General features: G+C 71.0%; 25 protein-coding genes and 1 tRNA gene. 22 read left to right on the top strand and 4 right to left on the bottom strand.

What is annotated here, in order from left to right:
• The first annotated feature begins 99 nt into the window (after window positions 1–99).
• From ACFYY8_RS40900 to ACFYY8_RS40840, 13 genes are all read left to right on the top strand, one after another.
• On the top strand, window positions 100–324 hold the full coding sequence (locus tag ACFYY8_RS40900; protein ID WP_184715420.1) for a hypothetical protein: 225 nt from the start codon (window positions 100–102) through the stop codon (window positions 322–324).
• Window positions 325–427: 103 nt separating this feature from the next.
• Window positions 428–1,855 carry a hypothetical protein gene (locus tag ACFYY8_RS40895; protein ID WP_390050476.1) on the top strand — a complete coding sequence of 476 codons (1,428 nt, stop codon included), beginning with the start codon at window positions 428–430 and terminating at the stop codon, window positions 1,853–1,855.
• The gene (locus ACFYY8_RS40890; RefSeq protein ID WP_390050475.1) at window positions 1,852–2,748 is read left to right on the top strand and encodes a phosphotransferase family protein; all 897 of its coding nucleotides are present in this window, start codon (window positions 1,852–1,854) and stop codon (window positions 2,746–2,748) included. Before ACFYY8_RS40895 ends, ACFYY8_RS40890 begins: the two co-directional genes overlap by 4 nt.
• A 17-nt stretch (window positions 2,749–2,765) precedes the next feature.
• Entirely contained in the window at window positions 2,766–4,676 is a 1,911-nt protein-coding gene (locus tag ACFYY8_RS40885; RefSeq protein WP_390050474.1) for a TIGR03960 family B12-binding radical SAM protein, read from the top strand.
• A gap of 69 nt (window positions 4,677–4,745) precedes the next feature.
• Window positions 4,746–5,570, top strand: coding sequence for a TIGR03936 family radical SAM-associated protein (locus ACFYY8_RS40880; RefSeq protein WP_390050483.1), 825 nt, complete (start codon window positions 4,746–4,748; stop codon window positions 5,568–5,570).
• A gap of 97 nt (window positions 5,571–5,667) precedes the next feature.
• Entirely contained in the window at window positions 5,668–8,391 is a 2,724-nt protein-coding gene (locus ACFYY8_RS40875) for an Rne/Rng family ribonuclease (protein WP_390050473.1), read from the top strand.
• 221 nt (window positions 8,392–8,612) lie between these two features.
• Window positions 8,613–8,915 (top strand): 50S ribosomal protein L21, encoded by a 303-nt coding sequence (gene rplU / locus ACFYY8_RS40870; protein ID WP_352016351.1) that lies wholly within the window; start codon window positions 8,613–8,615, stop codon window positions 8,913–8,915.
• Between the two features lie 19 nt (window positions 8,916–8,934).
• Window positions 8,935–9,192, top strand: coding sequence for a 50S ribosomal protein L27 (rpmA, locus tag ACFYY8_RS40865; RefSeq protein ID WP_390050472.1), 258 nt, complete (start codon window positions 8,935–8,937; stop codon window positions 9,190–9,192).
• A gap of 104 nt (window positions 9,193–9,296) precedes the next feature.
• Window positions 9,297–10,649 (top strand): GTPase ObgE, encoded by a 1,353-nt coding sequence (gene obgE, locus ACFYY8_RS40860; RefSeq protein WP_390050471.1) that lies wholly within the window; start codon window positions 9,297–9,299, stop codon window positions 10,647–10,649.
• A 58-nt stretch (window positions 10,650–10,707) separates the two neighbouring features.
• Window positions 10,708–11,832: a glutamate 5-kinase gene (gene proB / locus ACFYY8_RS40855; RefSeq protein WP_390050470.1), complete on the top strand. Its 1,125-nt coding sequence runs from the start codon at window positions 10,708–10,710 to the stop codon at window positions 11,830–11,832.
• 17 nt (window positions 11,833–11,849) lie between these two features.
• Entirely contained in the window at window positions 11,850–13,142 is a 1,293-nt protein-coding gene (locus tag ACFYY8_RS40850) for a glutamate-5-semialdehyde dehydrogenase (protein ID WP_390050469.1), read from the top strand.
• Between the two features lie 49 nt (window positions 13,143–13,191).
• Complete coding sequence (locus tag ACFYY8_RS40845; RefSeq protein WP_390050468.1) at window positions 13,192–13,365, top strand: hypothetical protein; 174 nt, start codon at window positions 13,192–13,194, stop codon at window positions 13,363–13,365.
• A 166-nt stretch (window positions 13,366–13,531) separates the two neighbouring features.
• Entirely contained in the window at window positions 13,532–15,112 is a 1,581-nt protein-coding gene (locus ACFYY8_RS40840) for a serine/threonine-protein kinase (RefSeq protein WP_390050467.1), read from the top strand.
• A gap of 92 nt (window positions 15,113–15,204) precedes the next feature.
• Here the strand turns inward: ACFYY8_RS40840 and ACFYY8_RS40835 are convergent, their stop codons facing one another.
• The gene (locus ACFYY8_RS40835; protein ID WP_184715434.1) at window positions 15,205–16,230 is read right to left on the bottom strand and encodes a M48 family metallopeptidase; all 1,026 of its coding nucleotides are present in this window, start codon (window positions 16,228–16,230) and stop codon (window positions 15,205–15,207) included.
• Between the two features lie 74 nt (window positions 16,231–16,304).
• Here ACFYY8_RS40835 and nadD point away from each other — a divergent pair, with 74 nt between their 5' ends.
• From nadD to ACFYY8_RS40810, 5 genes are all read left to right on the top strand, one after another.
• Window positions 16,305–16,973, top strand: coding sequence for a nicotinate-nucleotide adenylyltransferase (nadD, locus tag ACFYY8_RS40830; protein WP_352016344.1), 669 nt, complete (start codon window positions 16,305–16,307; stop codon window positions 16,971–16,973).
• Window positions 16,974–17,063: 90 nt separating this feature from the next.
• A complete protein-coding gene (gene rsfS / locus ACFYY8_RS40825; protein ID WP_390050466.1) occupies window positions 17,064–17,471 on the top strand; it encodes a ribosome silencing factor in 408 nt (135 codons plus the stop codon).
• Entirely contained in the window at window positions 17,468–18,100 is a 633-nt protein-coding gene (locus ACFYY8_RS40820; RefSeq protein WP_390050465.1) for a histidine phosphatase family protein, read from the top strand. Before rsfS ends, ACFYY8_RS40820 begins: the two co-directional genes overlap by 4 nt.
• A 121-nt stretch (window positions 18,101–18,221) precedes the next feature.
• Window positions 18,222–18,294: transfer RNA gene (locus ACFYY8_RS40815), tRNA-Ala, on the top strand.
• A gap of 132 nt (window positions 18,295–18,426) precedes the next feature.
• Window positions 18,427–21,609, top strand: coding sequence for a BTAD domain-containing putative transcriptional regulator (locus ACFYY8_RS40810; RefSeq protein WP_390050464.1), 3,183 nt, complete (start codon window positions 18,427–18,429; stop codon window positions 21,607–21,609).
• A gap of 9 nt (window positions 21,610–21,618) precedes the next feature.
• On the opposite strand, the gene ACFYY8_RS40805 is transcribed toward ACFYY8_RS40810, so the two are convergent.
• Both ACFYY8_RS40805 and ACFYY8_RS40800 read right to left on the bottom strand, forming a co-directional pair.
• Window positions 21,619–22,977 carry a sensor histidine kinase gene (locus ACFYY8_RS40805; protein ID WP_390050463.1) on the bottom strand — a complete coding sequence of 453 codons (1,359 nt, stop codon included), beginning with the start codon at window positions 22,975–22,977 and terminating at the stop codon, window positions 21,619–21,621.
• A complete protein-coding gene (locus ACFYY8_RS40800; RefSeq protein WP_352016339.1) occupies window positions 22,974–23,651 on the bottom strand; it encodes a response regulator transcription factor in 678 nt (225 codons plus the stop codon). The genes ACFYY8_RS40805 and ACFYY8_RS40800 overlap by 4 nt, the downstream gene beginning before the upstream one ends.
• Window positions 23,652–23,701: 50 nt before the next feature.
• Here ACFYY8_RS40800 and ACFYY8_RS40795 point away from each other — a divergent pair, with 50 nt between their 5' ends.
• Complete coding sequence (locus ACFYY8_RS40795) at window positions 23,702–24,421, top strand: hypothetical protein (protein WP_390050462.1); 720 nt, start codon at window positions 23,702–23,704, stop codon at window positions 24,419–24,421.
• 7 nt (window positions 24,422–24,428) lie between these two features.
• Here ACFYY8_RS40795 and ACFYY8_RS40790 read toward each other — a convergent pair whose 3' ends face one another.
• Window positions 24,429–24,926: a DUF523 domain-containing protein gene (locus ACFYY8_RS40790; RefSeq protein ID WP_390050461.1), complete on the bottom strand. Its 498-nt coding sequence runs from the start codon at window positions 24,924–24,926 to the stop codon at window positions 24,429–24,431.
• 87 nt (window positions 24,927–25,013) lie between these two features.
• Here ACFYY8_RS40790 and ACFYY8_RS40785 point away from each other — a divergent pair, with 87 nt between their 5' ends.
• The 3 genes from ACFYY8_RS40785 to ACFYY8_RS40775 are packed head-to-tail and all read left to right on the top strand — an operon-like array spanning window position 25,014 to window position 26,497.
• On the top strand, window positions 25,014–25,376 hold the full coding sequence (locus ACFYY8_RS40785; protein WP_390050460.1) for a hypothetical protein: 363 nt from the start codon (window positions 25,014–25,016) through the stop codon (window positions 25,374–25,376).
• Entirely contained in the window at window positions 25,373–25,753 is a 381-nt protein-coding gene (locus ACFYY8_RS40780) for a hypothetical protein (RefSeq protein WP_390050459.1), read from the top strand. Before ACFYY8_RS40785 ends, ACFYY8_RS40780 begins: the two co-directional genes overlap by 4 nt.
• 60 nt (window positions 25,754–25,813) lie before the next feature.
• Entirely contained in the window at window positions 25,814–26,497 is a 684-nt protein-coding gene (locus tag ACFYY8_RS40775; protein WP_390050458.1) for an SRPBCC family protein, read from the top strand.
• Window positions 26,498–26,523: the final 26 nt, after the last annotated feature.

Below are 26,523 nucleotides of genomic sequence, written 5' to 3'. Positions count from 1 at the left end.
AGCCGTCCGCATGTTCGCGCCCCTGGATTCTCACTGGATTTCCGTGCGTCAAGCGAACATTCTGGGAACGATGACGGAACTCGCGATGACGGAGGGGCCGTGACATCGGAGCTCGCCGAGCGGCAACGGGCACTGGAACTGCTACGTACCGCGTTCCCCGATTATCGGATCGTGTTCAGCAAGGGTCGCTGGGCCGCTGTTTCGGCCGGGAACCCACCTGCGGTATGGTTCGCCGAAACTCCGAGCAGCCTGTGCGGGCAGCTGTTCCAGGCTCAGCTGCGCAACGGTGGGACGGTGGTTCCCTTCGGCGGTAACGGTTCATGAGGGAGAAACTCCCCTTAACCGGCGAAATGCTCTCAGGTCCACCCGATGTCGATCAGACCACTAGCGTGGGGGCGACCCCATCGGGAAAGGGCCGAAAAAGCCTATGACCCAGAGTTCGAGGGGCGGAGACCGTGCCGCCCTCGCCTGCGCCACTATCATCCGCAACCGTACGCTCGCCGCTCTGCCGGGACCGCCGTCCGCGGCCGTCATCCAGCAGATGGTCGAGGAGATCCACAGTTGCTGCCCGCAGCAGAGCCTGTTCAAATGCCGCAGGCTCGCCCACGGGTGGACCGTCGAGGAGGCCATAGAGCACTTCCACGCCCTGTGCGACAGGGAGGGCATCAAGCGACGAGGCCTGACCGAGCGTTCGTGGCGGGAGTGGGAGGCGGGCGCGCGGCCCGACCGGGACTACACCGATCTGCTGTGCAGGCTCTTCGAGACCGGCCCCGTCCAGCTCGGCTTCGCCAACGACTACACACCTGAGGGGCTTCGGGCCGTGCCGTCGGCGCCGCCCGCCTTCGACATGATCACGGTCGCGGCCGACGAGGCCGGTGCGCACGCGGAGGAGGCGGAGGCGAGCGAGTTGGGCGCGGGTGCGCTGGAACGGCTGCGGACACAGGTCATCTGGGTCGGCAAGCGCTACGTCGCCGAGGCGCCGCTGCCGCTGTTCGTCGAGATGCGTGAGTTGCAGGAGCGCACCAGGAAGGCGCTGGACAAGCGCATCCACCCCGGGCAGGCCAGGGAGCTGTACTTCCTCACCGGCGCGCTGTGCGGGCTGATGGCCAACGTCAGCATGGACATGGACCGCCGTATCCCCGCCGACACCCTCGCCCGGGCCGCGTGGACCTACGGCAAGGTGGCCGGGCACATCGCGCTCATGGGCTGGGCGCGGGGCATGCAGTCCTCCGTCGCGCTGTGGGACAGACGCTACGGCGACGCCGCCAGATACGCCGAGGAGGGCCTGAGCTACCTGCGCGCGGGGTCGGGCGCGGCCCGTCTGCACATGCTGTGCGCCCGCTCCTACGCCATGCTCGGCCGCAGGAGGGAGGCCGCCGACCAGCTGCGCCAGGCCGAGGACGCCAGGGCGGCGGGCTCCGACGAGCTGCACGACGAGATCGGCGGGGAGTTCGCCTTCCGCCCGGCCAAGGAGCGCTACTACGCGGCGGTCACCCACCTGCACCTCGACGAGCCCGCCTCGGCCATCGAGGCGGCCCGCGAGTCGCTGGCGCTGTACGCCGCGGGGGAGCCGGAGAACCGCTCCTACGGGTGTGAGTCCATGGCCAGCGCGCACCTGACGGTCGCCCACATCATGGAGGGCGACGCCGCAGGGGCCGAACAGGCGATGGAGCCGATTCTCGCGCTCGCGCCGGACAGACGCATCGGCAGCCTGGGCGCGACCCTCAGCACGGGTCGTGAGCTGCTGGCATCCCGGCCCGGCGGACAGCAGTTGGCCAGGCAGATCGAGAGTTTCTGCGCGGTGGGTCTGCCCCAGCGGGCCCGCCACGCCATTTCAGACAGGAGCGGACGATGACGATTGCCGCGGAGGGCTCGCTCCTCACCAGGGCAGCCATGGCACTCAACGAGGCATGCCGGAAGGCCGATCTGGACGCGGACGGGGTCACGCTGCTGCGTGACTTCGCCAACACCGTCTACCACCTGCCAGCCGAGCGCGTCGTCGTACGGCTGGCGCAGGCGAACACCCCCGGGAAGTTCGACCGCCTGGTGACCTCGGTGAAGGTCACGCGCTGGCTGGTCGAACAGGGCTTCCCCACGATCAGGCCGCTTGAGATCAAGCAGCCGATCGTCGCCGAGGGGTTCCTGGCCACCTTCTGGCACCACGAGGAGCACATCGGCCCCCCGCCGGACCCGGCTCAGCTCGGACCGCTGCTGCGGCGGCTGCACGACCTTCCGCCGGTGCCGTTCGAACTGCCGACCCACGACCCGTTCGGCACCGTGCGCAGGTCGATCCTGGCCGGTCTCGCCCTCGGGGAGGCCGACCGCGCCTGGCTCCTGGAACGTTGCGAGGCGCTGGCCGAGACCTACTACGAGCGGCTTGAGTTCGCGCTGCCGTACGGGCTGGTGCACGGGGACGCCCATCGGGGGAACATGATCCGCACCCGTGAGGGGTTCCTGCTGTGCGACTGGGACGGGGTGTGCGCCGGGCCGAGGGAGATCGACCTGATTCCCACGCTCGCGGGCGTGCGCTTCGGGCTGACCGAGCGCCAGCGGAGCAATTTCAGCCAGGCCTACGGCTACGACGCGACCAGGTGGGAGGGGTATCCGGTGCTGCGCGACATGCGCGAGCTGCAGACCCTCACCGCCGTGCTGCGCAACGCGCACCGCGACGAGACCGCCTTCGCCGAGCTTCGGCACCGCCTTGACTCGCTGAGGGCGGGCGACGATCGCCAGTGGCACCCTTTCTAGGCGGATAGTCTTGGCCTATGCCTGTCGAGTCGTTGTTTCCCCGCCTGGAAGCGCTCCTGCCCAGGGTGCAGAAGCCGATCCAGTACGTCGGAGGTGAGCTCAACTCGACCGTCAAAAGCTGGGACGAGGCGACGGTCCGCTGGGCTCTGATGTATCCGGACGCCTACGAGGTGGGCCTGCCCAACCAAGGCGTGCAGATCCTCTACGAGATCCTCAACGAGATGCCGGAGACCCTGGCCGAGCGGACCTACGCGGTCTGGCCCGACCTGGAGGCGCTCATGCGGGCCGAGGGGGTGCCCCAGTTCACCGTCGACGCGCACCGCCCCGTGCGGGCGTTCGACGTGTTCGGGATCTCCTTCTCCACCGAGCTCGGTTACACCAACATGCTCACCGCGCTCGACCTCGCCGGCATCCCGCTCGACGCCGCTGACCGGGGCGAGGACGACCCGATCGTCCTCGCCGGAGGTCACGCGGCCTTCAACCCCGAGCCGATCGCCGACTTCATCGACGCCGCGGTGCTCGGGGACGGTGAGCAGGTCGCCATCGCGATCACCGAGGTGATCCGCGAGTGGAAGGCCGAGGGCTCGCCCGGCGGACGCGACGAACTGCTCATGCGCCTGGCCGAGTCCGGCGGGGTCTACGTGCCCCGCTTCTACGACGTCGAATACCACCCCGACGGCAGGATCCAGCGGGTGGCGCCGAACCGCTCGGGCGTGCCCTGGCGCATCCACAAGCACACGGTCATGGACCTCGACGAGTGGCCCTATCCGAAGAAGCCGCTGGTCCCCCTGGCCGAGACCGTGCACGAGCGGTTCAGCGTCGAGATCTTCCGCGGCTGCACGCGTGGCTGCCGCTTCTGCCAGGCAGGGATGATCACCCGCCCGGTCAGGGAGCGTTCGATCACCACGATCGGCGACATGGTCGAGGCCGGGATCAAGGCCTCCGGCTTCAACGAGGTCGGCCTGCTCTCACTGTCGTCGGCCGACCACTCCGAGATCGGCGAGGTCGCCAAGGGGCTGGCCGACCGCTACGAGGGCACCAACACCTCGCTGTCGCTGCCCTCGACCCGGGTCGACGCCTTCAACATCGACCTGGCCAACGAGTTCTCCCGCAACGGCCGCCGTTCCGGCCTGACGTTCGCCCCCGAGGGCGGCTCAGAGCGGATGCGCAAGGTGATCAACAAGATGGTCACCGAGGAAGACCTGATCAGGACCGTCACCACGGCCTACAGCCAGGGCTGGCGGCAGGTGAAGCTCTACTTCATGTGCGGTCTGCCGACCGAGGAGGACGTCGACGTCCTGGGCATCGCCGACCTGGCCAGGAAGGTCATCAAGGCCGGTCGCGAGGCCACCGGGTCGCGTGACGTGCGCTGCACGGTCTCCATCGGCGGGTTCGTGCCCAAGCCGCACACCCCCTTCCAGTGGGCGGCCCAGGCCTCCCACGAGGTGGTCGACCACAGGCTCAAGGCGCTGAAGGACACCCTGCGCGGCGACAAGGAGTACGGCCGCGCCATCGGCATGCGCTACCACGACGGCAAACCCTCGATCGTCGAGGGGCTGCTGTCCAGGGGTGACCGCAGGGTCGGTGAGGTCATCCGTGCGGTGTGGCAGGACGGCGGACGGTTCGACGGCTGGAGCGAGCACTTCTCCTACCAGCGCTGGATGGACGCCGCCGCCAAGGTCGGCATCGACGTCGACTGGTACACCACGCGGGAGCGCGAGGAGAACGAGGTGCTCCCCTGGGACCACCTCGACGCGGGCCTCGACCGCGAATGGCTCTGGCAGGACTGGCAGGACGCAGTCAACGACGTCGAGGTCGAGGACTGCCGCTGGAGCCCGTGTTACGACTGCGGCGTGTGCCCGACCATGGGCACCGAGATCCAGATCGGGCCCACGGGGAAGAAGCTGCTGCCACTGACGGTTGTCTGATATAGGCCGTGCGTGAGCACGGCCCGCTGACAAAGGCGACCATCACGACTTGGGAAGGACGAAACCACTCTGAAACCCGTTCCCGATGGGCCGGCGCCCGCGCCGGTCGCGCAGCGTCTACGCGTCCGATACGCCAAGCGCGGCCGTCTGCGCTTCACCAGTCACCGTGACATCTCCCGGGCGGTGGAACGTGCCGTTCGCCGCGCCGACGTGCCGGTGGCGTTCAGCGCGGGCTTCTCACCCCACCCCAGGATCTCCTACGTGGGCGCCGCCGCGCCGACCGGAGTCGCGAGCGAGGCCGAATACCTTGAGATCGCCGTGACCCGGCGATGCGACCCCGACCGGTTGCGCGCCGCCCTGGACGACTCGCTCCCGCCGGGCCTCGACGTGCTGGCGGTCGTCGAGGCGGCCGGGGAGAACCTGTCCGACCGGCTCGAATGCTCCGCGTGGGAGGTACGGCTGCCGCAGGCGGATCCCGCCCTCGCGGCCGTCGCGGTCGAGCAGTTCAAGGCCGCCGAGCGCGTCGAGGTCGAGCGCCTGACGAAGAAGGGGCTGCGCCGCTTCGACGCCCGGGAGGCGGTGCTGGGTCTCGAGACCCGTGAGGCAACTGAGGGAACTGAGACAACAGCAGGTCAGGGGTCCAGTCAGCCATGTGTCATACTTCGCATGGTTGTACGGCACGCTACTCCTGCCGTTCGACCCGACGACGTTCTTACCGGACTGCGTCTTGTGGCTGGCTTCGCGCCGCCGGTGCCCCCCGAGGTGACCAGGCTGGCGCAGGGACCGCTCGACGTGATGACCGGTGAGCCCGCCGACCCCTTCGGCCTGGACCGCGACACCACGCGCGGCGGCGAAACGGAACCGGTGGGCGGGCACGTCGGCGGCGACCTATAGGACTTGGCGCCGGACCCGCGGGCCCGGCGTACAGCGAGAGACGAGAGCTCCCGCGCGGCGCGGAGACGCGCCCGGGAGCTGACGGGAGAACGCCCGCATGCTCGACAACGAGCCCGGAACCGGGGCCACAGGCCCTGGCGGGGACACAGAGGAACAGCCGAAGCAGGCACCGCGCAGGCGGGCCGCGAGCAGGCCGGCGGGCCCTCCGCCGGAGGAGCCGGAGACCACCCCGCCGGTGGTCGTGGTCACCAGACCCGAACCGGAGCCCGAGCCCGCCGGGGAGCCGGTCGCCACGGCGGCGCCCGAGGTGACAGCGCCTGAGGTGACGGCGCCCGAGCCGGCTCAGGAGGAGGCGCCCAAGCGCGCCACCAGACGAAGGACGACCGCGGCGACGGGTACGACCACGCGGCGGAGCCGTACGAAGAAGACGGCCGAGGAGACGGCGGAGCCGGTCGCCGCGGCTGAGGAGAGCGCCGAGGAACCGGCGCAGGAGGCCCCCGCGCCCGCCAGGCGCAGCCGTACGCGGAAGAAGGCCGTCCAGGAGGAGACGCTCCCCGAGCTGGCCGCCGAGGCGGTTCCGGCCGAGGAGGTCGTTCCGGTCCAGGAGGTCCCGGAGGGGCTTCTGGTCGCGATGCCCGCCGACGAGCCGCTGGACGATGAGCCCGCGGGCGAGGATGTCGCCGAGGAGCGCCCCGGCCTGTTCGCCGATCCGTTCGGCCTGACCGCGCAGGAACGCTTCGAGGTCCCCACCGTCACCTTCCAGGCGCCCGCCGCGGTGTTCCAGCCGCTGTTCCAGGCGCCCGATCCCTATCGCGCGGAACCGCCCGCCCGCCCCGCCGCGCCGCAGCCGCCCGAGCCGCCGCAGCCTGAGCCCGAGGCCGTCGAGGACGAGGCGGAGGGCGCAGAGGAGCCCGAGGACGACGACTCGGATGGGGACGAGTTCGAGGGCAGCCGCCGCCGTCGCCGCCGCAGGGGCGGTCGTGGCCGGGGCAAGACGCGTGAGCTCGACGAGGCCGACGAGGACGACTCCGAACAGCGGCAGCCGCAGGAGGAGGAGCCCTCCGCCGAGAGCGCCCAGGAGGAGGAGCAGGACGGCGGCGGCACCTCCCGCCGTCGCCGCCGTCGCCGCCGCAGGGGCGCCGACGACGCGGGTGAGATCAACGACGACCCGCCGAACACGGTCGTGCGCATCCGCGCGCCCAGGGCCGGTCGCAGCACCTCCGCCGACGAGGTGCAGAGCGTGCGCGGCTCGACCCGCCTGGAGGCCAAGAAGCAGCGCCGCAGGGAGGGCAGGGAGCTCGGCAGGCGGCGTCCGCCGATCATCACCGAGTCGGAGTTCCTGGCCCGCAGGGAGTCGGTCGAACGCGTCATGGTCGTGCGCCGCACCGGTGGCCGCACCCAGATCGCGGTCCTCGAGGACGGTGTGCTGGTCGAGCACTACGTCAACCGTGAGGCGAGCCAGTCCTACGTGGGCAACGTCTACCTCGGCAAGGTGCAGAACGTCCTGCCCAGCATGGAGGCGGCCTTCGTCGACATCGGCAAGGGCCGTAACGCGGTGCTCTACGCCGGTGAGGTCAACTTCGACACCGTGGGCCTGGAGGGCCAGCCGAAGCGGATCGAGGTGGCGCTGAAGTCGGGCCAGTCGGTGCTGGTGCAGGTCACCAAGGACCCCATCGGGCACAAGGGCGCGCGGCTCACCTCCCAGATCAGCCTTCCCGGCCGTTACCTGGTCTACGTGCCCGACGGCTCGATGACCGGTATCAGCCGCAAGCTCCCCGACAAGGAGCGCACCCGGCTCAAGGGCATCCTGAAGAAGGTGATGCCGGAGAACGCGGGCGTCATCGTCCGCACCGCCGCCGAGGGGGCCTCCGAGGAGGAACTCGGCCGCGACGTGGCCAGGCTGTCGGCCCAGTGGGAGAACATCCAGCGCAAGGCCAAGTCGGCCAGCGCGCCCGAGCTGCTGTCGTCCGAGCCCGACCTGACGGTCCGGGTGGTCCGCGACGTGTTCAACGAGGACTTCACCTCGCTGGTCGTCGCGGGCGACGACGTGTGGGAGACGGTCGACGAGTACGTCCGCTACGTGGCGCCGCACCTGGCCGACCGGCTCGTCAGGTGGCAGGAGCAGGGCGACGTCTTCGCGGCCTACCGGATCGACGAGCAGATCGCCAAGGCGATGGAGCGCAAGGTCTGGCTGCCCAGCGGCGGCTCGCTGGTGATCGACAGGACCGAGGCCATGACGGTCGTCGACGTCAACACCGGCAAGTTCACCGGCCAGGGCGGCAACCTTGAGGAGACCGTCACCCGCAACAACCTGGAGGCGGCCGAGGAGATCGTCCGCCAGCTCAGGCTTCGGGACATCGGCGGCATCATCGTCATCGACTTCATCGACATGGTGCTGGAGAACAACCGGGACCTGGTGCTGCGGCGCCTGCTCGAGTGCCTGGCCCGTGACCGGACCAAGCACCAGGTGGCGGAGGTCACCTCGCTCGGCCTGGTCCAGATGACCCGTAAGCGGGTCGGGCAGGGGCTGCTCGAGGCCTTCTCGACCGTCTGTGAGTGCTGCAACGGCCGCGGCCTGCACGTCTCCACCGAGCCGGTGGAGAGCAAGCCCGAGCCGCGCGGCACCCAGGGCAAGATGGCCGTGGAGAAGGCCGTCGCGGAGAAGCTCGTCAAGGACGGCCACGCCGTCGCGGCCAGCGAGGTGTCCGGCCGTGATACGGTGACCGATGCGCTTGATGACGTCCGAGGTGAGGACGCGCAAGCCGTACAGGCTTCGGGCCGGGGGCGGCGACGCTCCCGTAAGGCCAAGACGGCCGACTAGACCCGTTCCACAGGATTTCCACGAGGGACGGGCCTGGCCCGGCCTACCGACGTTCCGCCCGGTTCGACCAGGAGACCGGTAATCCGGTACCCTGGTGAACCGGTGCGCTCATGGCGCGCCCTGTTCGCGCGCCTACCTGGTTCGTCGGTCACAATCAATGCCCACGGCCGGATGCGGGGCGCAGCATCCAGCGAGCAAACAGTCAGAAGAAGGGTTCCGCGGTGTACGCGATCGTTCGTTGCGGCGGCAGGCAGCAGAAGGTCTCCGTCGGTGACGTCCTTGAGGTGGACAAGGTCGCCGGCGAGGTCGGTTCCACGGTTTCGCTGCCGACGGTGCTCGTCGTCAACGATGGCGATGTGACCACCGAGGCGGGCAAGTTCACCGTCGCCGCCGAGATCCTCGGCGAGACCAAGGGTCCGAAGATCCGGATTCTCAAGTACAAGAACAAGTCCGGCTACAAGAAGCGCCAGGGTCACCGCCAGCGTTACACGCAGGTGAAGATCACCGGCATCAACCAGGCCTGAGTTTCGGGAGTTTTGCGAGATGGCACACAAGAAGGGCGCGTCGTCCACTCGGAACGGCCGTGACTCCAACGCCCAGCGGCTCGGTGTGAAGCGCTTCGGCGGTCAGCTGGTCAACGCCGGTGAGATCATCGTTCGCCAGCGTGGCACCCACTTCCACCCCGGCGACAACGTCGGCCGTGGCGGCGACGACACGCTGTTCGCGCTGGCCGCGGGTCACGTGAAGTTCGGCGTCAAGCGCGGGCGCCGCGCAGTGAGCATCATCCCGGTCGCGGAGTAGATCCGCACCGACAGACGTCAACGGCAGGGGTGGATCGCATAGGCGGTCCACCCCTGTTCGCGTTTTAAAACGGGTATTTCCGCATATGGGGGTAGGGAGCAGGCATGCCGGACTTTGTGGACCAAGTGGTCCTGCACATCAAGGCCGGTGACGGGGGACATGGCTGCGCCTCTGTCCATCGGGAGAAGTTCAAGCCGCTCGGCGGCCCCGACGGAGGCAACGGAGGTCGCGGCGGCGACGTGATCCTTGAGGTCGACGCCAACACCGCGACGCTGCTGGACTACCACCGCCGCCCGCACCGCAAGGCGGCCAACGGCAAGCAGGGCCAGGGGTCCAACCGTGACGGGGCGAACGGCGACGACGTCGTGCTGCCCGTCCCCGACGGCACCGTCGTCAGGAACGCGTCGACCGGCGAGGTCCTGGTCGACATGATCGGCGCCGGCACCCGCTACGTGATCGCAGAGGGCGGCCACGGCGGGCTCGGCAACGCCGCCCTGGCCTCGACCAAGCGCAAGGCCCCCGGTTTCGCGCTGCTCGGCGAGGCCGGTGACGAGCTCGACGTGATGCTGGAGATGAAGAGCGTCGCCGACGTCGCCCTCGTCGGCTTCCCCAGCGCGGGCAAGTCCTCGCTCATCGCCGCCCTCTCCGCGGCCCGCCCCAAGATCGCCGACTACCCGTTCACCACGCTGATCCCCAACCTCGGCGTGGTCACCGCGGGCGACACGATCTTCACCGTCGCCGACGTGCCCGGCCTGATCCCGGGGGCGTCCGAGGGCAAGGGGCTGGGGCACGAGTTCCTGCGGCACGTCGAACGCTGCAACACCCTCGTGCACGTGATCGACTGCGCGACCATGGAACCGGACCGCGACCCGATCAGCGACTACGAGGCGATCGAGGCGGAGCTGAGGGCGTACGGCAAGCTGGAGGACCGGCCGCGTCTGGCCGTGCTCAACAAGGCCGACGTCCCCGACGCCCGCGAGCTGGCCGACATCGTCAGGCCGATGCTCGAGGAGCGGGGCATGCGGGTCTTCACGATCTCCGCGGCCACCCACGAGGGCCTCAAGGAGCTGACCTACGCGATGGGCGAGATGGTCGACGCCGCCCGGAAGGCCGCGCCGGTGGTCGAGCCGACCCGTCTGGTCATCAAGCCCAAGCAGCTCGGCGACACGGGTTTCGCGGTGCGCCGGGTCGACGACAACACCTTCCAGGTCACCGGGGCGAAGCCGGAGCGGTGGATCCGCCAGACCGACTTCACCAACGACGAGGCCGTCGGTTACCTGGCCGACCGTCTCGAACGGCTCGGGGTCGAGGAGGAGCTCACCAAGGCGGGCGCGAAGGCGGGCGCCGAGGTGATCATCGGCTCCATGGAGAACGGCTACATCTTCGACTGGCAGCCGACCCTCAACGCCGAGGCCGTGCACCAGGGGCCGCGCGGCTCGGACAACAGGCTCGGATAGCCTGCTGTCCAGCGGTGATCTCCGCGGCCCCTCCGATTCCGGGAAAGGTGAGCGTTTCGTGGACTCTGTGCGCGATCGAATCCGTACGGCCTCGCGCCTTGTCGTGAAGGTGGGTTCGTCGTCGCTCACGACCCCGCAGGGGACGATCGACGTCGACCGGGTCGACGCCCTGGTCGACGTGCTCGCCGCGCGCCGTACGGCGGGGACGCAGGTCGTGCTGGTCTCCTCCGGGGCGATCGCGGCGGGTCTCGGCCCGCTCGGCCTCTCGGCCAGGCCGCGTGACCTGGCCACCCAGCAGGCCGCGGCCTCGGTCGGCCAGGGGGTGCTGGTCGCCCGCTACACCTCCTCCTTCGCCCGATACGGCCTGAGGGTCGGCCAGGTGCTGCTGACCGCCGACGACATGATGCGCCGCGCGCACCACGTCAACGCCCAGCGCACGCTGAGCAGGCTGCTCGAGCTCGGCATCGTCCCGGTGGTCAACGAGAACGACACCGTGGCCACCGACGAGATCCGCTTCGGCGACAACGACCGGCTCGCCGCCCTGGTCGCCCACCTGACGCGCGCCGAAGCCCTGGTGCTGCTGTCCGACGTGGACGCGCTCTACGACGGCGACCCGCGCCGTCCCGGTGCCAGCAGGTTGCGGGAGGTGCGCGGCCCGCAGGACCTGGTCGGGGTCGAGCTGGGCAAGGGCGGCGCCGTCGGCACCGGTGGGATGGTCACCAAGGTGCAGGCCGCCAGGATCGCCACCGGTGCGGGCGTGCCGGTGGTGCTGACCGCGGCCGCGCACGCCGCGCAGGCTCTCGCGGGCGTCGACATCGGCACCTGCTTCCACCCCGACGGCCGTCATCCGGGCACCCGCCTGCTCTGGCTGGCACACGCGACCACCGGGCGGGGCAGGCTCCACCTGGACTCGGGCGCGGTGGACGCCGTGGTCGGGCGCCGCAAGTCGCTGCTGCCCGCCGGGGTCACCGCCGTCGAGGGAGACTTCGCCGCGGGCGACCCGGTCGATCTGTGTGGGCCGCTCGGCGGGGTGGTCGCCAGAGGGCTGGTCAACTTCGACGCCGTCGAGATCCCGGACCTGCTCGGCCGTTCGACGCGTGAACTGGGCGTCAGCCTGGGTCCGGAATATGAACGCGAGCTCATCCACCGTGACGACATCGTCATACTGGAGTCCCACCACTAGTTCTTTTGGAGCGCGACATGTCCGAGGACTTCCTGAAGGTAGCCCTGGCGGCTAAGGAGGCCGCCGCCGAGCTGGCCCCGCTGCCGCGGGCCCCGAAGGACGTCGCGCTCCGCGCGATCGCCGACGCCCTGGTCGCCAGGTCGGCCGAGATCGTCGCCGCGAACGCGCTCGACGTCGAGCGGGCGGAACAGAACGGCGTCCAGACCTACATGATCGACCGGCTCAGGCTCGACGAGGGACGGGTCGCCGCCATCGCGGACGCCGTACGTCAGGTAGCCGACCTGCCCGACCCGGTCGGTGAGGTGATCCGGGGCGGCACACTGCCCAACGGTCTCGAACTGCGCCAGCTCAGGGTGCCGCTCGGCGTGATCGGCATCATCTACGAGGGCCGTCCCAACGTGACCGTGGACGCCGCCGCGCTCTGCCTGAAGAGCGGCAACGCGACCCTGCTGCGCGGCTCGTCGAGCGCCTACGCGTCGAACACGGTCCTGGTGAGGATCATGCAGGAGGCGCTGGAGGGCACCGAGGTCCCGGCCGGGGCCGTACAGCTGGTGCCCGGACAGTCCAGGGAGTCGGCCAAGGAGCTCATGCGGGCCCGTGGCCTGGTCGACGTGCTGATCCCGCGCGGCGGGGCCTCACTGATCAACTCGGTGGTCGAGGAGTCGACGGTCCCGGTCATCGAGACCGGTGTCGGCAACTGCCACGTCTACGTGGACGCCGAGGCCGACCTCGACCTCGCCCTGGAGATCCTGGTCAACGCCAAGGCGCAGCGGCCCTCGGTGTGCAACGCCGCCGAGACGTTCCTGGTGCACGCCGACGTCGCGGACGCCTTCGTGCCGCGCGCGCTGGCCGCGCTGGCGGCCGAGGGGGTCACGGTGCACGGCGACGCCAGGATCGCCGCCCACGGTGACGGCGTGGTGCCCGCGGGGGAGGAGGACTTCCTGGCCGAGTATCTCTCGCTGGACATCGCGGCGGCCGTCGTCGACTCCCTGGAGGAGGCGGTCGCGCACATCAGGAAGTACGGCTCGGGCCACACCGACGCCATCGTCACCCGCTCCGTCACGGCCTCCCGGCGATTCGTCGCCCTGGTCGACTCGGCCGCGGTCGCGGTCAACGCCTCGACCAGGTTCACCGACGGGGGAGAGTTCGGGTTCGGCGCCGAGATCGGCATCTCCACCCAGAAGCTGCACGCGCGCGGGCCCATGGGCCTGCCGGAGCTGACCTCCACCAAGTGGATCTACACCGGTGAGGGGCATCTGCGCACCGGTGCGGGCACGGTCATCGCCTCTTCGGGCGCTACGAACGGTTAGGGTGTGTCGCTCCGGGTGATCGGGGCCCAGGATGGTTTGACTGGGCCCCATGGAGACCGTGATCGCGTTCCTGTTCGTCGTCGTCGTGCTGGTGTGTCTCGACCGCCTGATGCTGTGGCTTGAGGGCAGGGGGCATGTGCGCTGGCGCCGTAGTGGAAGGCGGGACCTGTCGGCCGAGCCGACGGCGGAGCTGGACAGTCTCCTGGAGGAGTCCCGCCCCTGAATCGGCATGGATCTTTCCCCTCGTACGGCGCGCCTCCGGAAAATCGTCATATTCGCCCGCTATGGTGAGGACTCCTATGGCTGGAGAGCAGGGAAGCACGGGCGAACGTGCGACCCGGTAGGCACAGCGGTCCCCCCAGGGCCATGTGGCCGACGCAGGAGGTCACGTGGGTCGTCTCGGGCGCGTCGGCTCCTACACGCTGGTTGAGCGCTTAGGCCGGGGCGGCATGGGTGAGGTCTACCACGCGACCAACAAGCGTGGTGAGAGCGTCGCCCTCAAGATGCTCCACGACGCCGTCGACGCCGACGCGGAGTCGCGAATACGCCTCGAACGCGAGGTGCGCGCGCTGCGCCGGGTCGAGAGCCCCTACGTCGCGCGGGTCCTCGACGCCGACCTCGCCTGTGAGCGCCCCTACCTCGTCATGGAGTACATCGAGGGCGACACCCTCCTCGACCGTGTACGGCGCGGCGGCCCGCTCGGGGGGACGGCGCTGATCAATCTGGCCCACGGCCTGGCCACCGCCCTGTCGATCACCCACGCGGCCGGGATCGTCCACCGTGACCTCAAGCCCGCCAACGTCCTGATCAACGTGGAGAACGACCCGGTCCTGATCGACTTCGGCATCGCCCAGGTGCTGGACGCCACCCGGCTCACCCTGACCGGAACCTTCCTGGGCACCCCCAGTTACGCCGCTCCCGAGGTGTTCGCCGACGAGCCCGTCGGTGAACCCGCGGACGTGCACGCCTGGGCGGCGACCGTCGCCTTCGCGGCGACGGGGCGCCCCACCTTCGGCAGGGGGCCCGCGGAGGCGCAGATGTACGCCATCCTCAACGGCCAGGCCGATCTGGCCGGTGTCCCGGCGGCGCTGCTCCCGCTGGTACGGGCGGCCCTGCACCGGGAGGCGGCCAAGCGCCCGACCGCGGCCCTTCTCACCGCCCGTCTGAGCCGGCTGGCCAGGGCCGCGGGAGCGGAGCAGAGGCCGCGCGGCGCGGCGCGGCAGGTTCCGGTGGCCGCCGCGGCGGGTGCGGCGCGCAGAGCGGAGGCGCGCCCGCGCGGGGCGGGCACCAGAACGGAGGAGCCGCCGCGGCCCGGACGGCCCGTCCAGGGGCACGAGGGGGTCACGCGTCAGCCCGTGACCGGTGAGCCGTCCGGGGACAGGCCCGCCCGGCGGATGGTCAGGAGGCCGCGGGCGGGCGGCTCCGCAGAGGACTCCGTGCCCGGCAGGCCGTCCCAGAAGGGGAGCGCGGCGCTGGGGCTGCTGCTGGCCGTACTGGCCGTGCCGTGTGTCGTGGCGACCGTGATCTGGCCGGTGGCCACCTTCGCCGTGACGGGGGCCTGCGCCGCGCTGGTCCGTTCGGTCTGGGCCGGGCACCGGCTGGCGCGCGGACGCAGGACGGCCAGGTCACGGGGTGTCCTGCGGGCCGCGTCCTTCCCGCCGGTCTTCGCGATCTCGCTGCTGACCGTGCTCGCCTGGCCGGGGCTTCCCGCCGCCGCGGCGGCCTGGGTGACCCTGTGGCTGGCCTGCGGGGGTTCGCCGCCGCCTGAGTGGTGGTTGCAGCCTGCCCCGGTGATCCTCGCGGGCGTCGTGTTCGGCGTCCTCTGCGGCATGATCGTCAACCGAGAGGTGGAGCGGGTCGGCGCGAGGTTCCCCGAGCTCCACAAGGAGGGGCTGCGCATGCTCGCGTTGCTGGGCGGGTTCGTCGCCCTGTGCGCGGCCGCGGTGCGCGCGCTCGCGTTCCTGATCTAGTCTCCGGAGCGCCTCACGGGATCTCCGGAAGGGGTGGCCTTCGGAAAAGGCCCGGAAGGCGGCCTTCCAGACCTTTTCAGGGAGCCACGCCCTCAGTTGCCGTCGCGGCGGGCGAAGCGGTTGAAGATGCGCTCACCCGCGTTGACCGCACCCTCGGCGACGTCGCGCAGGACGCCGATGAAGGGGTCCTGCGACTGGGACCAGGACTCGCGGTAGGAGCGGGCGGCGGCCCTGACCTCCTCGGAGATCTTGGCGTTCGCGTCGTCGGCCCGGCGGGGGTAGTCGCCGGAGAGGATGGTCTCGTACTCGCCACTGCGGCGCCACTTGTCCAGCTCGGCCACCCGGGAGACGGCGAACGGGTGGGTCGTGCCGAGCAGGTTGAGGACCTTGAGCAGGCCGTCACGGACGTCACCGGCCGTGTCGTACTCGCGGGCCTGGTCGAGGAAGGCCTCGATGTTCATCTCGTGCAGGCGGGAGCCGCCGGCGAGCTTCATCAGCGCGCGCAGCGCGGCCTCCGGATCCTGGCCGCAGAGCAGGCCGCCGCGGTCGGCCGACAGCTCCGACTTGCGGTGCCACTCCTCAAGGCCGGCGACGATCGCGCGCAGCCCGATGTAGCCGAGGGGGATCCAGGCGACACGGGTGGCCAGACGGGTCAGGATGTCCAGCATGGTGCGGTAGACCGCGTGGCCGGACAGGATGTGCGCGGTCTCGTGGCCGACGACGAAACGCAGTTCCTCGTCGTCCATGAGGTCGAGCAGACCGGTGGTGACGACGATGAACGGGTCGTCGAACCCGATCGCCATGGCCTGCACCTGCGGGCTCTGCTGGACGTACACCTCGGGAATGCGGTGCAGGTCCAGGGTGTAGGCCGCGTCACGGCCCATGTCGTGCAGCGTGCGGAACTGGGTCTCGCCGGTGCGCACCGCGGAGGCGAGGTAGATCAGGCGCAGGCGGCGCTCACTGATCAGGCCGGACATCTGCTTGAGAACCGTGTCGAACCCGCTGAGCGAGCGCAGGGCTACCAGCGCGGATCGGTCGGCGGGATGTTCGTAGGCACGTGAGCTTACGCCGGGAAGCTGCACGCGATTGCGATCCGGGGTGGTGGTCATGTCCGGCATGCTACGTCGGGCCCGCCGGGCATGCGCGGGGGGTGATTAAAAGCCAGGTACGGCTTACGCGTATGGTCCGTTTCATGATGAAAGCGGCCAACGGCACGGGGAAGAGACGCCTGGGAGTCATGGGCGGCACCTTCGACCCCATCCATCACGGGCACCTCGTCGCCGCCAGTGAGGTCGCGCATCACTTCCACCTCGACGAGGTGATCTTCGTGCCGACGGGGCGGCCGTGGCAGAAGGCCGACAGGACCGTCTCGGCCGCGGAGGACCGCTATCTGATGACGGTCATCGCGACCGCCTCGAACCCGAGTTTCTCGGTGAGCCGGGTGGACATCGACCGCCCCGGGCCCACCTACACCATCGACACCCTCAGGGAGATCGCCGCGGCCGGGGGAGCCGACGTCGAGCTGTACTTCATCACCGGGGCCGACGCGCTGTCGCAGATCCTGGGCTGGCACGACGCCGACGAGCTCTTCACCATCGCGCACTTCGTCGGGGCCACCCGGCCCGGTCACATCCTGCGCGACCCCGGGCTGCCCGAGGGCAAGGTCAGCCTGCTGGAGATCCCGGCACTGGCCATCTCGTCGTCGGAGTGCAGGGAACGTGTCTCTTCCGGACAACCCATCTGGTACCTGGTCCCTGACGGTATTGTGCAGTACATCAATAAACGCGGCCTTTACCGCCATGTGCGCTCTTCGCCGGACCATCAATCCGTTTGCGACGTGGAATCGGGTGGCACACGATAGGCGTTGTACCCGAAGGCGGCTCTTCGACAGGCGTTCGATCGGGCACCCTGATAGGTGACAGCGCCGACTACTGGAGGACTAACCGAAACCGTGACCGCAACCGACAGATCCGTCCAGCTCATCAGGATCGCCGCCGAGGCCGCGGCCGACAAGCTGGCCGACGACATCCTCGCCTATGACGTGAGCGACCAGCTCGTCATCACCGACGCCTTCCTGCTCTGCTCCGCCACCAATGACCGCCAGGTCCGCTCCATCGTCGACGAGATCGAGGAGCGGCTGCGCGTCGAGGCCCACGCCAAGCCCGTCCGCCGTGAGGGAGAGCGTGAGGGCCGCTGGGTTCTCCTCGACTACGTCGACATCGTCGTGCACGTCCAGCACGAGGAGGACCGCACCTTCTACGCCCTGGAGCGGCTGTGGAAGGACTGTCCCGCCATCGGCCTGCCCGACAGTGTCGCGCAGGCCGCCGCTCAGCGTGCCCGCCCGGCGGTAACTGAGTGAGCCGCCGTGTCGTCTGCCTGAGACACGGCCAGACGCTGTGGAACGTCGAACACCGCTTCCAGGGCCACAGCGACATCCCGCTCGACGAGACCGGCATCGCCCAGGCGGCGAGGGCCGCCTCGCTGCTCGCCGCGCTCCGCCCCACCGTGATCGTTTCCTCCGACCTCCAGCGGGCCTACGACACCGCCTCCGCGCTCGGCCGTCTCACCGGTCTGAGCGTGTCGGTCGACAAGGACCTGAGGGAGCGGGGCGGCGGCGAATGGGAGGGACTCACCCGCGAGGAGATCTCCGCCGGGTGGCCCGAGCAGTACGCCGCCTGGGAGGCCCCCGGTGGTGAGGAGGTCGCCGACGTCGCCGCGCGCGTCTCGACCTCCATCCGCAGATGGGCCGAACGGCTCGACGAGGACGGTCTGCTGGTCGTCGCCTCCCACGGAGCGGCGATCCGGCTCGGCATCGCCCACCTGCTCGGCCTGCCGGAGGATCTCTGGTCCGCCCTCGGCGGCCTGGGCAACTGCTCCTGGTCGGTGCTTGAGGAGGGGCGCAGGGGCTGGCGCCTGATGGAGCACAACGCCGGAACCCTCCCCGAGCCCGTCCAGAGCGACGACAGCCCCGAGGTGACGCAGAGCTGACCCCTCGTACGGCTCACGCCCGGTGAAGGGCGAGAGCCGTACGGTCGTCGATTAGGTGAACCCCAGGGTGTCCTTGTATGCTTCCCAAGCGCCGCAACGAGAGCACTCGGAGCGGTGACCAGGGGCTATGGCGCAGCTGGTAGCGCGCCTCCATGGCATGGAGGAGGTCTGGGGTTCGAATCCCCATAGCTCCACAGGACCGGCGAGATCCCGCCCGATCACCTGATCGGGCGGGATCTCGTGTTTTCGGCGGTTCTTCGGCAGTGGGCAGGCAGGCCTGAGACGCCCTGATCCATGGGCGGGGCCGGCGCACGATAATCGATGACATGTGGTTCGGCTTGCTCGGCGCGACGGAGATCAGGGACGCCGAGGGCGGCCCGGTCCCCGTCGGCGGGCCCAGGACGCGCGCGCTGCTGGCGCTGCTGGCGCTCGACGCGGGCCGGGTGGTGACCGTCGAGCGGCTGATCGACGGCCTCTACGGTCAGGAGACGCGCGGCAACGCCGCCAACGCGCTGCAGGCTCAGGTCTCCCGGCTCAGGCGACTGCTCGGGCACGCCGGGACGGTCGAGTTCACCCCCGCCGGTTACCGGCTCGCGGTGAGCCCGCAGGAGGTGGACGTTCACCGGTTCGAGGCACTGGCCGTCCGGGGACGGCGAGCCCTGGAGGAGGGGGACGCCCCGCGCGCGGCCGGTCTCCTGCACGAGGCGCTGGCCCTGTGGCGGGGACCCGCGCTGTCCGACGTGGACGGTGCCCCGTTCGCGCGCGGGCAGGCCGTACGGCTTGAGGAGCTGCGGCTCTCGGCCGTGGAGGAGCGGGTCGAGGCGGAGCTCGCCATGGGCGGGCACCGGGCGCTGGTGGCCGAGCTGACCGGCCTGGTGGCCGCGCATCCGTTGCGGGAGCGGCTGCGGGGGCAGCTGATGCGGGCCCTGTACGGCGGTGGCAGGCAGGCCGAGGCCCTGGCCGTCTACGAGGAGGCCAGACGACTCCTCGCCGAGGAACTCGGCGCCGATCCGTCGGCGGAACTGGCCGCCACGCACCTGGCCGTGCTGAGGGCGGACCTCTCCCCTCTCTCCGGGCCGGTGGTGCCCGTCACTCCGGAGAGGCACGCGCTCACGGCCCAGCTCACCAGCTTCGTGGGCAGAGGGCGGGAGCTTGAGCGGGTCGGCGCACTGCTCGATCGGGCGCGCCTGGTCACCGTCACCGGGCCGGGAGGGGCGGGCAAGACCCGGCTGGCGGTCGAGGTGGCGACCCGGCACCCGGGGGAGGTCCGGTTCGTCGACCTCGCGCCGTTGAGCAGGGACGCGGAGGTGCCCCAGGCGGTCTTCGACACCCTCGGGCTGCGCGAGGCGTGGCTCACCCCCGGGCTCGGCAGACCGGGAGGCGACGCGGTCGAGCGGATGGTCGCGGCGCTCGCCGAACGGAGCGTCCTGCTGATCTTCGACAACTGCGAGCACCTCGTCGAGGCCGTCGCGGCGCTCGCCGGACGGCTGCTCGGCGCCTGTCCCCGGCTGCGGGTCCTCGCCACGAGCAGGGAGGCTCTCGGCATCACCGGCGAGAGCCTGTGCCCGATCCCCGCGCTCGCCGTGCCGCCGAGGGGAACCCCGGCGCGGGAGATGCCCGGTTATCCGGCCGTCGAACTGTTCACCGACCGGGCCGCCGCCGTGCTGCCCGGGTTCACCGTCGGGGAGGACAACGCCGAGGCCGTGGGACGGATCTGCCGGGCACTCGACGGCCAGCCTCTGGCGATCGAGCTGGCCGCGGCCAGGCTGCGCTCCCTGCCGGTCGGCGAGGTCGCCGCCAGGCTGGACGACCTGTTCGGACTGCTGTCGCGCGGCAGCCGTACCGCGCAGCCGAGGCACCGCACGCTCAGGGCGGTGGTCGAGTGGAGCTGGGACCTGCTGGGGGAGGACGAGCGGGCGCTGGCCGGGCGGCTGACCGTCTTCGCCGGGGGCGCGACGCTTGAGGCGATCCGCGTGGTGTGCGGGCTGCCGGACGGCGGCACGGTCGAGGCGCTCACGGGCCTGGTGGACAAGTCTCTTGTGGAGGTCTCGGGAACCCGCTACCGCATGCTCAACACGATCAGGGCGTTCTGCGCGGAACGGCTCGCCGAGGCGGGGGAGACCCGGCGGACGCGGCGCGCGCACGCGGAGTACTTCCTCGGCCTGGCGGTACGGGTCGAGCCACGCCTGATCACCGCCGAGCAACTGGAGTGCCTGGCCGCGCTGGACGCCGAGCGCGACAACCTGCACGCCGCGCTCCGCCACGCCACCGAGGCGGGGGAGGAGGAGCGGGGGACGGCGCTGCGGCTGCTGGCGCGCCTGACGACCTACTGGTGGCTGCGGGGACTGCGCAGCCAGGGGGCGGCGCGGGCCGAGGAACTCCTGCGCGGGATCGGCCCGCGTCCCCCGGAGGGGCTGGAGGAGGAGTACACCGTGGGGGTCCTGAGCATCGCCTCCGGTGGGCCGCGCGGTGAGTTCGACGCCCACCTGGGCAACGCCGTCGCGGCGATGCTGGCCGGGGGCCGTCCGCCCAGGCAGCCCTTCATGACCATGCTGCTCGGCATGGCCATGGGCATCCCGGAGGCGCGCACCGCGAACCTGGACGACCGGTGGTACGGGCTGGTCGGCACCGACCCGTGGAGCCGGGCCCTCAACCGCCTCGGCGAGGGGCTCGTGGCGTCCTACACCGGGCGGCTCGGCGAGGCGGAGGACGGCCTGGCCGCCGCGCTGGCCGGTTTCCGTGCGGTCGGGGAGCGGTGGGGGACGTCGGTCGCGCTGTCCGAGCTCGCCAAACTGGCCTCCTGGCGGGGCGAGGCCGAACGGGCGGGGGCGTTGTGCGACGAGGCGCTGCGGGCGGCCCGTGAACTCGGAGCCGACGAGGACGTCGCCGGGACCCTGTGCCAGCGGGCCGGTGTGCGCCTGCAGACGGGAGACCTCCGGGGGGCGGCGGAGGACGCGGAACGGGCCGCCGCGCTGGCGCGCCGTACGGGGGCCGCCGAGGTGCTCGCCCTCACCCGCCACGTGCTGAGCGCCGTCGCCAGGGCACGGGGTGAGACGGCACGGGCCAGGAGCCTGGCCGAGGAGGCGCTCGCCGGGTGCCCCTCCGGGTGGTTCGGCGGCGAGGAGACCCGGGCCGTGATCATGATCGGTCTCGGGCTGACCGCCGAGGCGGAGGGCGTCGCGGGGGAGGCGCTGGCGTGGTACCACCGGGCGCTGACCTCCGCGGCGGGCCTGCACAACGTGACGATGACGGCCCTGGTCATCGAGCTGATGTCCGGGGTCGCGCTGCTTGAGGGTGACCCGGCCAGGGCCGCCCTGCTGCTGGGCGCCGGTACGGCGGTGCGTGGAATCGCGTCGGCCGGTGACGTGGACGTGGTCCGGCTCGCCGGGGCCGCCAGACGTGCGCTCGGCGACCGGGCCTATGAGGAGGCGTACGGCCGGGGCGCCCGTATGACACGCGAGGAGGCGTTGGCGGTGACCGGGGCCGGTGTTCCCGGAGATCCCGCCTGACGGCGCGGGTCAGTCCTGGAGGTCCTGCGTGGCGTCCTTCCTGCGCGGCCAGCGTCTGGCCTGGGGACGCCGGGCCGTACGGAAGAGGGGCTCGTACTGGTCGGTGCGCAGCCACAGCTGCACATGGGCGCCGCCGAGGACCGAGGAGTCGATCCGCAGCGCGCCGCCCGAGCCCTCGGCGAGCCTGCGGGCGATGTCCAGGCCGAGGCCGGTCGAGCCCGCGCCGCTGGCCCCGCGCCGCAGCGCCGCCTCGGGGTCGGCGATCCCGGGGCCCGCGTCGGCGATCAGGATGCCGACCGCGTCCGGTCCCTGGTGCAGCGTCACCGTGAACGCGGTGCCCTGGGGGGTGTGCCGGAAGACGTTGCCGAGCAGCGCGTCGACGACCGCGCTGAGCTCGGTCGCCGCGACCGGGATCCTGACCGGCTCCGTGGCGCCGATCAGTTGCCAGGGCCGTTGCTGGTCGTCGGCCAGCGCCGACCAGAAAGTCAGTCGCTCACGCAGCACGTGGGCCGCGTCGCAGTGGACGAGGGCGGGGGCCCGTGAGGGCTGCCTGGCGGCCGCGATGATCTCGTCGACCTCGGCTTCGAGACGGCCCAGGGCCCGGCGGCTCTGCTCGGCCTCCGGGCCCAGGTGGTCCAGGCTGAGACGTAACGCGGTCAGCGGCGTGCGAAGCCGGTGCGAGAGGTCGGCCGCCATCTCCCGTTCCGCGGCGAGCAACTGGATCACCCGGTCGGCCATGGCGTTGAACGCCTCGCCGACCGCGACCAGCTCCGTGGGCCCCTCAGGGGCGATCCTGACGGTGAGGTCACCGGCTCCCAGGGAGGTCGCCGCGTTGCCGAGACGCTGGGAGGCGCGCACCAGCCGGGCACCCAGCCGGTCGGCGACGAGCACGGAGCCCGCCATCAGCACCAGCGCCACCCCGGTCAACACCGCCCACGAGACGGCGACCCCCCTGGTGAGTTCCTGGACGGGTACGAAGATCTCGATGACCGCGGTCCTGCCGTTCTCCAGGGTGACGGGGCGAAGCAGCAGGAAGTCGTCGCCCAGCTCATCCGAGGTCGCGGCTCGGGTCAGCCGGACCGCCGTGGCGACGGTCAGCGCCGAGGCCTTGGGGGTACCGATCTTCCTTCCGTCGGGCAGGTGGAGCGCGATGCGCTCCGGCTGGCCCGTGCTGGCGACCGCGCGGGCCAGCCGGGCCGGGGTGGTGGTGATGGCCAGTACCGGGACCAGCGCCGACGCCTGCCGTTCCGCCTCGGCGATCGCCCGGTCGTGCGCGATGTCCCTGACGATGATCCCGAACGGGACCAGGAAGGCCAGGGCGATCATCGAGGCGCCGGCGAGGGCGAGCAGGGCCAGGGTACGTCTCACGACGGTGTGATCAGCATGACGCCGACGCCGCGCACGGTGTGCAGATAGCGGGGGGCGGAGGCGCTCTCACCGAGTTTGCGCCGCAGCCACGACAGGTGGACGTCGATGGTCTGGTCGTCGCCGTAGGACTGCTGCCACACCTCGGTGAGCAACTCCTTGCGCGGGACGACCCGGTCGGCGCGGGCCGCGAGGTAGGCGAGCAGGTCGAACTCCCGCCGGGTCAGCGAGAGAGGCTCCCCGCCCAGGGAGGCCTCACGCCGGTTGAGATCGACCGAGAGCGCGCCGACGCGCAGCACCGGTGGCGGCCCCGCGGCCCGGGCCCTGCGCAGTACCGCGTCGAGCCGGGCGTTGAGGTGGTCACCGGAGAACGGCTTGACCAGGTAGTCGTCCGCGCCCGCCTCCAGCAGGCGGACGATCTCCGCCTCGTCGTCCCTGGCCGTGGCCACGATGACCGGAACGCTGGAGACGCTGCGGACCATCTTCAGCGCCTCCGACCCGTCCAGGTCGGGCAGGCCGAGATCGAGGATCACCGCGTCGGGGGGATTCTGGGTGATCTCCCGCAACGCGTCGAGCGCACGTCCCGCGCTGCGCACGGCGTGTTGGCGCCTGCCCAGTTCCTGGATCATCGCGGAGCGCACGTACTCGTCGTCTTCTACCACGAGAACCGTCGCCATACGACGTAACCGTAGTGAACAAAGAAGCACATGAGGTAATAATTCACCGCATGAGGCAAACCTGGGGATTCGTTGTGGTCTGGTGTGCTGCCACGGTCCTGGCTGCCGGGATCACCTGGCTTGGTGTCCGTGACGTGCTGACCAGCCAGGTCTTCGACGACGCGAGGGTCGAGTCCCTGGACGCGGAGCTGTCCCGGATAGGGGCCGTCGCGATTCCCTCGAAGCCGCCGACCGGCACGGCCGGCGTGACGGGCCCGCCGAGCTCCTCTCCCCAGGGCAGGCACACCCCGGGGACCTACGTCTCCCCCCTGGGCCGCCGCGGCACCTCCCAGCCGCGGGCCACCGGTCTGCCGAGGGGGGACAGGAAGGGGTCGGTCGGATCCAGGCGGATCTCCGGTCACGAGCGCCAGCCGGACGACTCCCCGTCCAAGCCGTCCGCGACCGGAACCCCGACCAAGCCCCCGGCCAAGGCGCCGACCAAGGCGCCCACCGCCACGCCCGAGCCGGAGAAGGCCTCCGCCACTCCCAGTCCCACCCCTCATCTCGCGGCCGAGGGCGGGACCAAGACGGTGAGTTCCAAGAACGGCTCCGTCGCCTTCAGCATCGAGGGGGGCGTGTGCCGTGTGGTCTCCGCCAACCCCAACCCGGGCTACGAGGCCAAGGTGACCCAGGCCGAGGGATGGATCAGGGTGGACCTGGTCCAGGGGGATCACGGTTCGGCGATCTACTGCGTCGGAGGGGAGAGCCGCACCGACGTGTGGGAGTACTGAGAACGCCTCAGGATCGCGACAACTCGCGCAGCCGTACTGCGGCGGCGGGAATCCTGTCCTCGCCGAACACCGAGACGCCGTGCTGTTCGAGCAGGGCGGTGGTGACTCCGGCACCGGGTAGCCGCCCGCCGCCGAAGGAGCCGTCGTGGATGGTCAGGCTTCCGCAGGAGGGGCTTCCCTCCTTCAGGATCGCCACCCGCGCGCCGCAGGAGAGCGCGGCGGCGAGCGCCGCCCGCGCCCCGGTGAGGAAGGCCTGGGTGACGTCGGTGCCGTCGGCCGTGAGCACCCGGGCCGCTCCGGCGAGCACGGCCGCGCCGCCCGCCCCGCCCTCGATCTCGGCGGGAGGACGCGGCACGGGCAGGCCGCCCTCGACCTCGGGGCAGAACGGCACCAGCCGTCCCTCGGCCCGCCAGGCGGCCAGCAGCGCGTCACCGCTGGTCTTCGCGGCCCCGTCGTAGCGGACCCGCCGTCCCATGAGACAGGCGCTGACCAGGATCGTCTCCACGTGTCCAGCGTATGCGGAAGCGGAGGGGAGGGCGGCGGCACCGGGCAGTAACCTACTGCCCATGCCTCCTGCCACGGTGATGTCCCGATGATCGGCCCGCTCGCGACCGCCCTGATCATCCTGGCCCTGGTCATCGTGCTGTCCGCCATCGTGGCCGCGGGCCGGAACAGGCCGATGGGCACCGTGCTGCTCGTCATGCTCGCGCTGCTCGAACTCGGCCTGCTCGTCCAGGCGGGCTTCGCGGTCGCCGGGGTGATCGGGGGCAGGGGACCGGCGGAGACGGCGACCTTGATCGGCTACCTCGCGGGGACGCTGGTGATCCCGCCCGGGGCGGTCTTCCTCGGCCTCGCCGAGCGTTCGCGCTGGGGGTCGGCGGTGGTCGCGGTCGGCGCCTTCGCGGTCTGCGTCATGGTGGGACGGCTGCTGCAGCTCTGGCAGGGGACGGCATGAGCGAACCGATGATCGGCTCGGGGCCGGGACGCGCGCTGGTCGCGGTCTACGGCGTCTTCGCGCTGGCCGCGGGAGCGCGTGCCGCGGTGCAGATCGCGACCCGTTTCGGCGAGGCGCCGCTGGCCTACTCCCTGTCGGCGGTCGCCGCGCTGGTCTACCTCGTGCTGGCCGTGGCGCTGGCCAGGGGAAATCGGGGCCTCGCCCTGGTCGCCTGCGGCGTCGAGCTGGCGGGCGTGCTGGTCGTCGGCACGCTGAGCCTGGCCGACCCCGAGGCCTTCCCGCACGCGACGGTCTGGTCGGGCTACGGCAGCGGTTACGTGTTCATCCCTCTCGTGCTGCCGCTCGTAGGCCTTTACTGGCTTTTGCGGCGTAAGTAGTTATGTCCGCGGATCGTCGGGCAGGTCGGCCTACCGAACCCACGAGAGGGAGGCAGACCTGTGAGCACGATCGAACAGTCCGTCGATGTGAACGTCCCGATCAGGACGGCCTACAACCAGTGGACCCAGTTCGAGACCTTTCCCGAGTTCATGGAAGGCGTCGAATCGGTCAGGCAGCTGAGTGACACCCGTACGGCCTGGGCCGTGGAGATCGCGGGCGTCCACCGTGAGTTCGAGGCCGAGATCACCGAGCAGCACCCGGACGAGCGGGTGGCGTGGAAGTCCCTGGACGGCCCGCACCAGGCGGGGGTGGTGACCTTCCACCACCTGTCCCCGGAGACCGCCCGTGTCACGCTCCAGATGGAGTACGAGCCGGAGGGCTTCGTCGAGACCGCGGGTGACTGGCTGCAGCTCGTCCGGCTCCGGGTCCGGGGCGACCTGGAACGCTTCAAGACGTTCATCGAGTCGCGCGGCGGGGAGAGCGGCTCCTGGCGTGGTGAGGTCCCCGCGCCGCACGACCGTCCGGCCGGTTACGGCGCCGGCGGTGGTGTGACCGTCACCGACAGGTCGGAGGACGGTGCGAGGGACGGCGGTTACGGATACGACGATCCGGTTCCGCCGCGCACGGTCGGCAGGGAGTATCCGCCGTCCTCTCCGCTCGCCCCTCCCGGTGGCGGCCCGCTGCCCGGAGCGGGCAGGCGACCGGGCGAGGAGCCGCCCGCCACGCCGGGTCCGCGCGTCTGAGCTGGTCATCGCCCTGAACTGACGGG

It is taken from the genome of Streptosporangium sp. NPDC001559, from assembly GCF_042893955.1.
Classification (GTDB): domain Bacteria; phylum Actinomycetota; class Actinomycetes; order Streptosporangiales; family Streptosporangiaceae; genus Streptosporangium.
The sequence above is the reverse complement of the archived record's forward strand: the minus strand, read 5'-3'. Positions and strand labels throughout refer to the sequence as shown.

Coding starts and splice junctions, on each gene's coding strand:
- ACFYY8_RS40895 (WP_390050476.1), top strand. CDS start 428: ATGACCCAGAGTTCGAGGGGCGGAGACCGTGCCGCCCTCGCCTGCGCC.
- ACFYY8_RS40890 (WP_390050475.1), top strand. CDS start 1,852: ATGACGATTGCCGCGGAGGGCTCGCTCCTCACCAGGGCAGCCATGGCA.
- ACFYY8_RS40885 (WP_390050474.1), top strand. CDS start 2,766: ATGCCTGTCGAGTCGTTGTTTCCCCGCCTGGAAGCGCTCCTGCCCAGG.
- ACFYY8_RS40875 (WP_390050473.1), top strand. CDS start 5,668: ATGCTCGACAACGAGCCCGGAACCGGGGCCACAGGCCCTGGCGGGGAC.
- rpmA (WP_390050472.1), top strand. CDS start 8,935: ATGGCACACAAGAAGGGCGCGTCGTCCACTCGGAACGGCCGTGACTCC.
- obgE (WP_390050471.1), top strand. CDS start 9,297: ATGCCGGACTTTGTGGACCAAGTGGTCCTGCACATCAAGGCCGGTGAC.
- ACFYY8_RS40850 (WP_390050469.1), top strand. CDS start 11,850: ATGTCCGAGGACTTCCTGAAGGTAGCCCTGGCGGCTAAGGAGGCCGCC.
- ACFYY8_RS40845 (WP_390050468.1), top strand. CDS start 13,192: ATGGAGACCGTGATCGCGTTCCTGTTCGTCGTCGTCGTGCTGGTGTGT.
- ACFYY8_RS40835 (WP_184715434.1), bottom strand. CDS start 16,230: ATGCCGGACATGACCACCACCCCGGATCGCAATCGCGTGCAGCTTCCC.
- nadD (WP_352016344.1), top strand. CDS start 16,305: ATGATGAAAGCGGCCAACGGCACGGGGAAGAGACGCCTGGGAGTCATG.
- ACFYY8_RS40810 (WP_390050464.1), top strand. CDS start 18,427: ATGTGGTTCGGCTTGCTCGGCGCGACGGAGATCAGGGACGCCGAGGGC.
- ACFYY8_RS40800 (WP_352016339.1), bottom strand. CDS start 23,651: ATGGCGACGGTTCTCGTGGTAGAAGACGACGAGTACGTGCGCTCCGCG.
- ACFYY8_RS40795 (WP_390050462.1), top strand. CDS start 23,702: ATGAGGCAAACCTGGGGATTCGTTGTGGTCTGGTGTGCTGCCACGGTC.
- ACFYY8_RS40785 (WP_390050460.1), top strand. CDS start 25,014: ATGATCGGCCCGCTCGCGACCGCCCTGATCATCCTGGCCCTGGTCATC.
- ACFYY8_RS40780 (WP_390050459.1), top strand. CDS start 25,373: ATGAGCGAACCGATGATCGGCTCGGGGCCGGGACGCGCGCTGGTCGCG.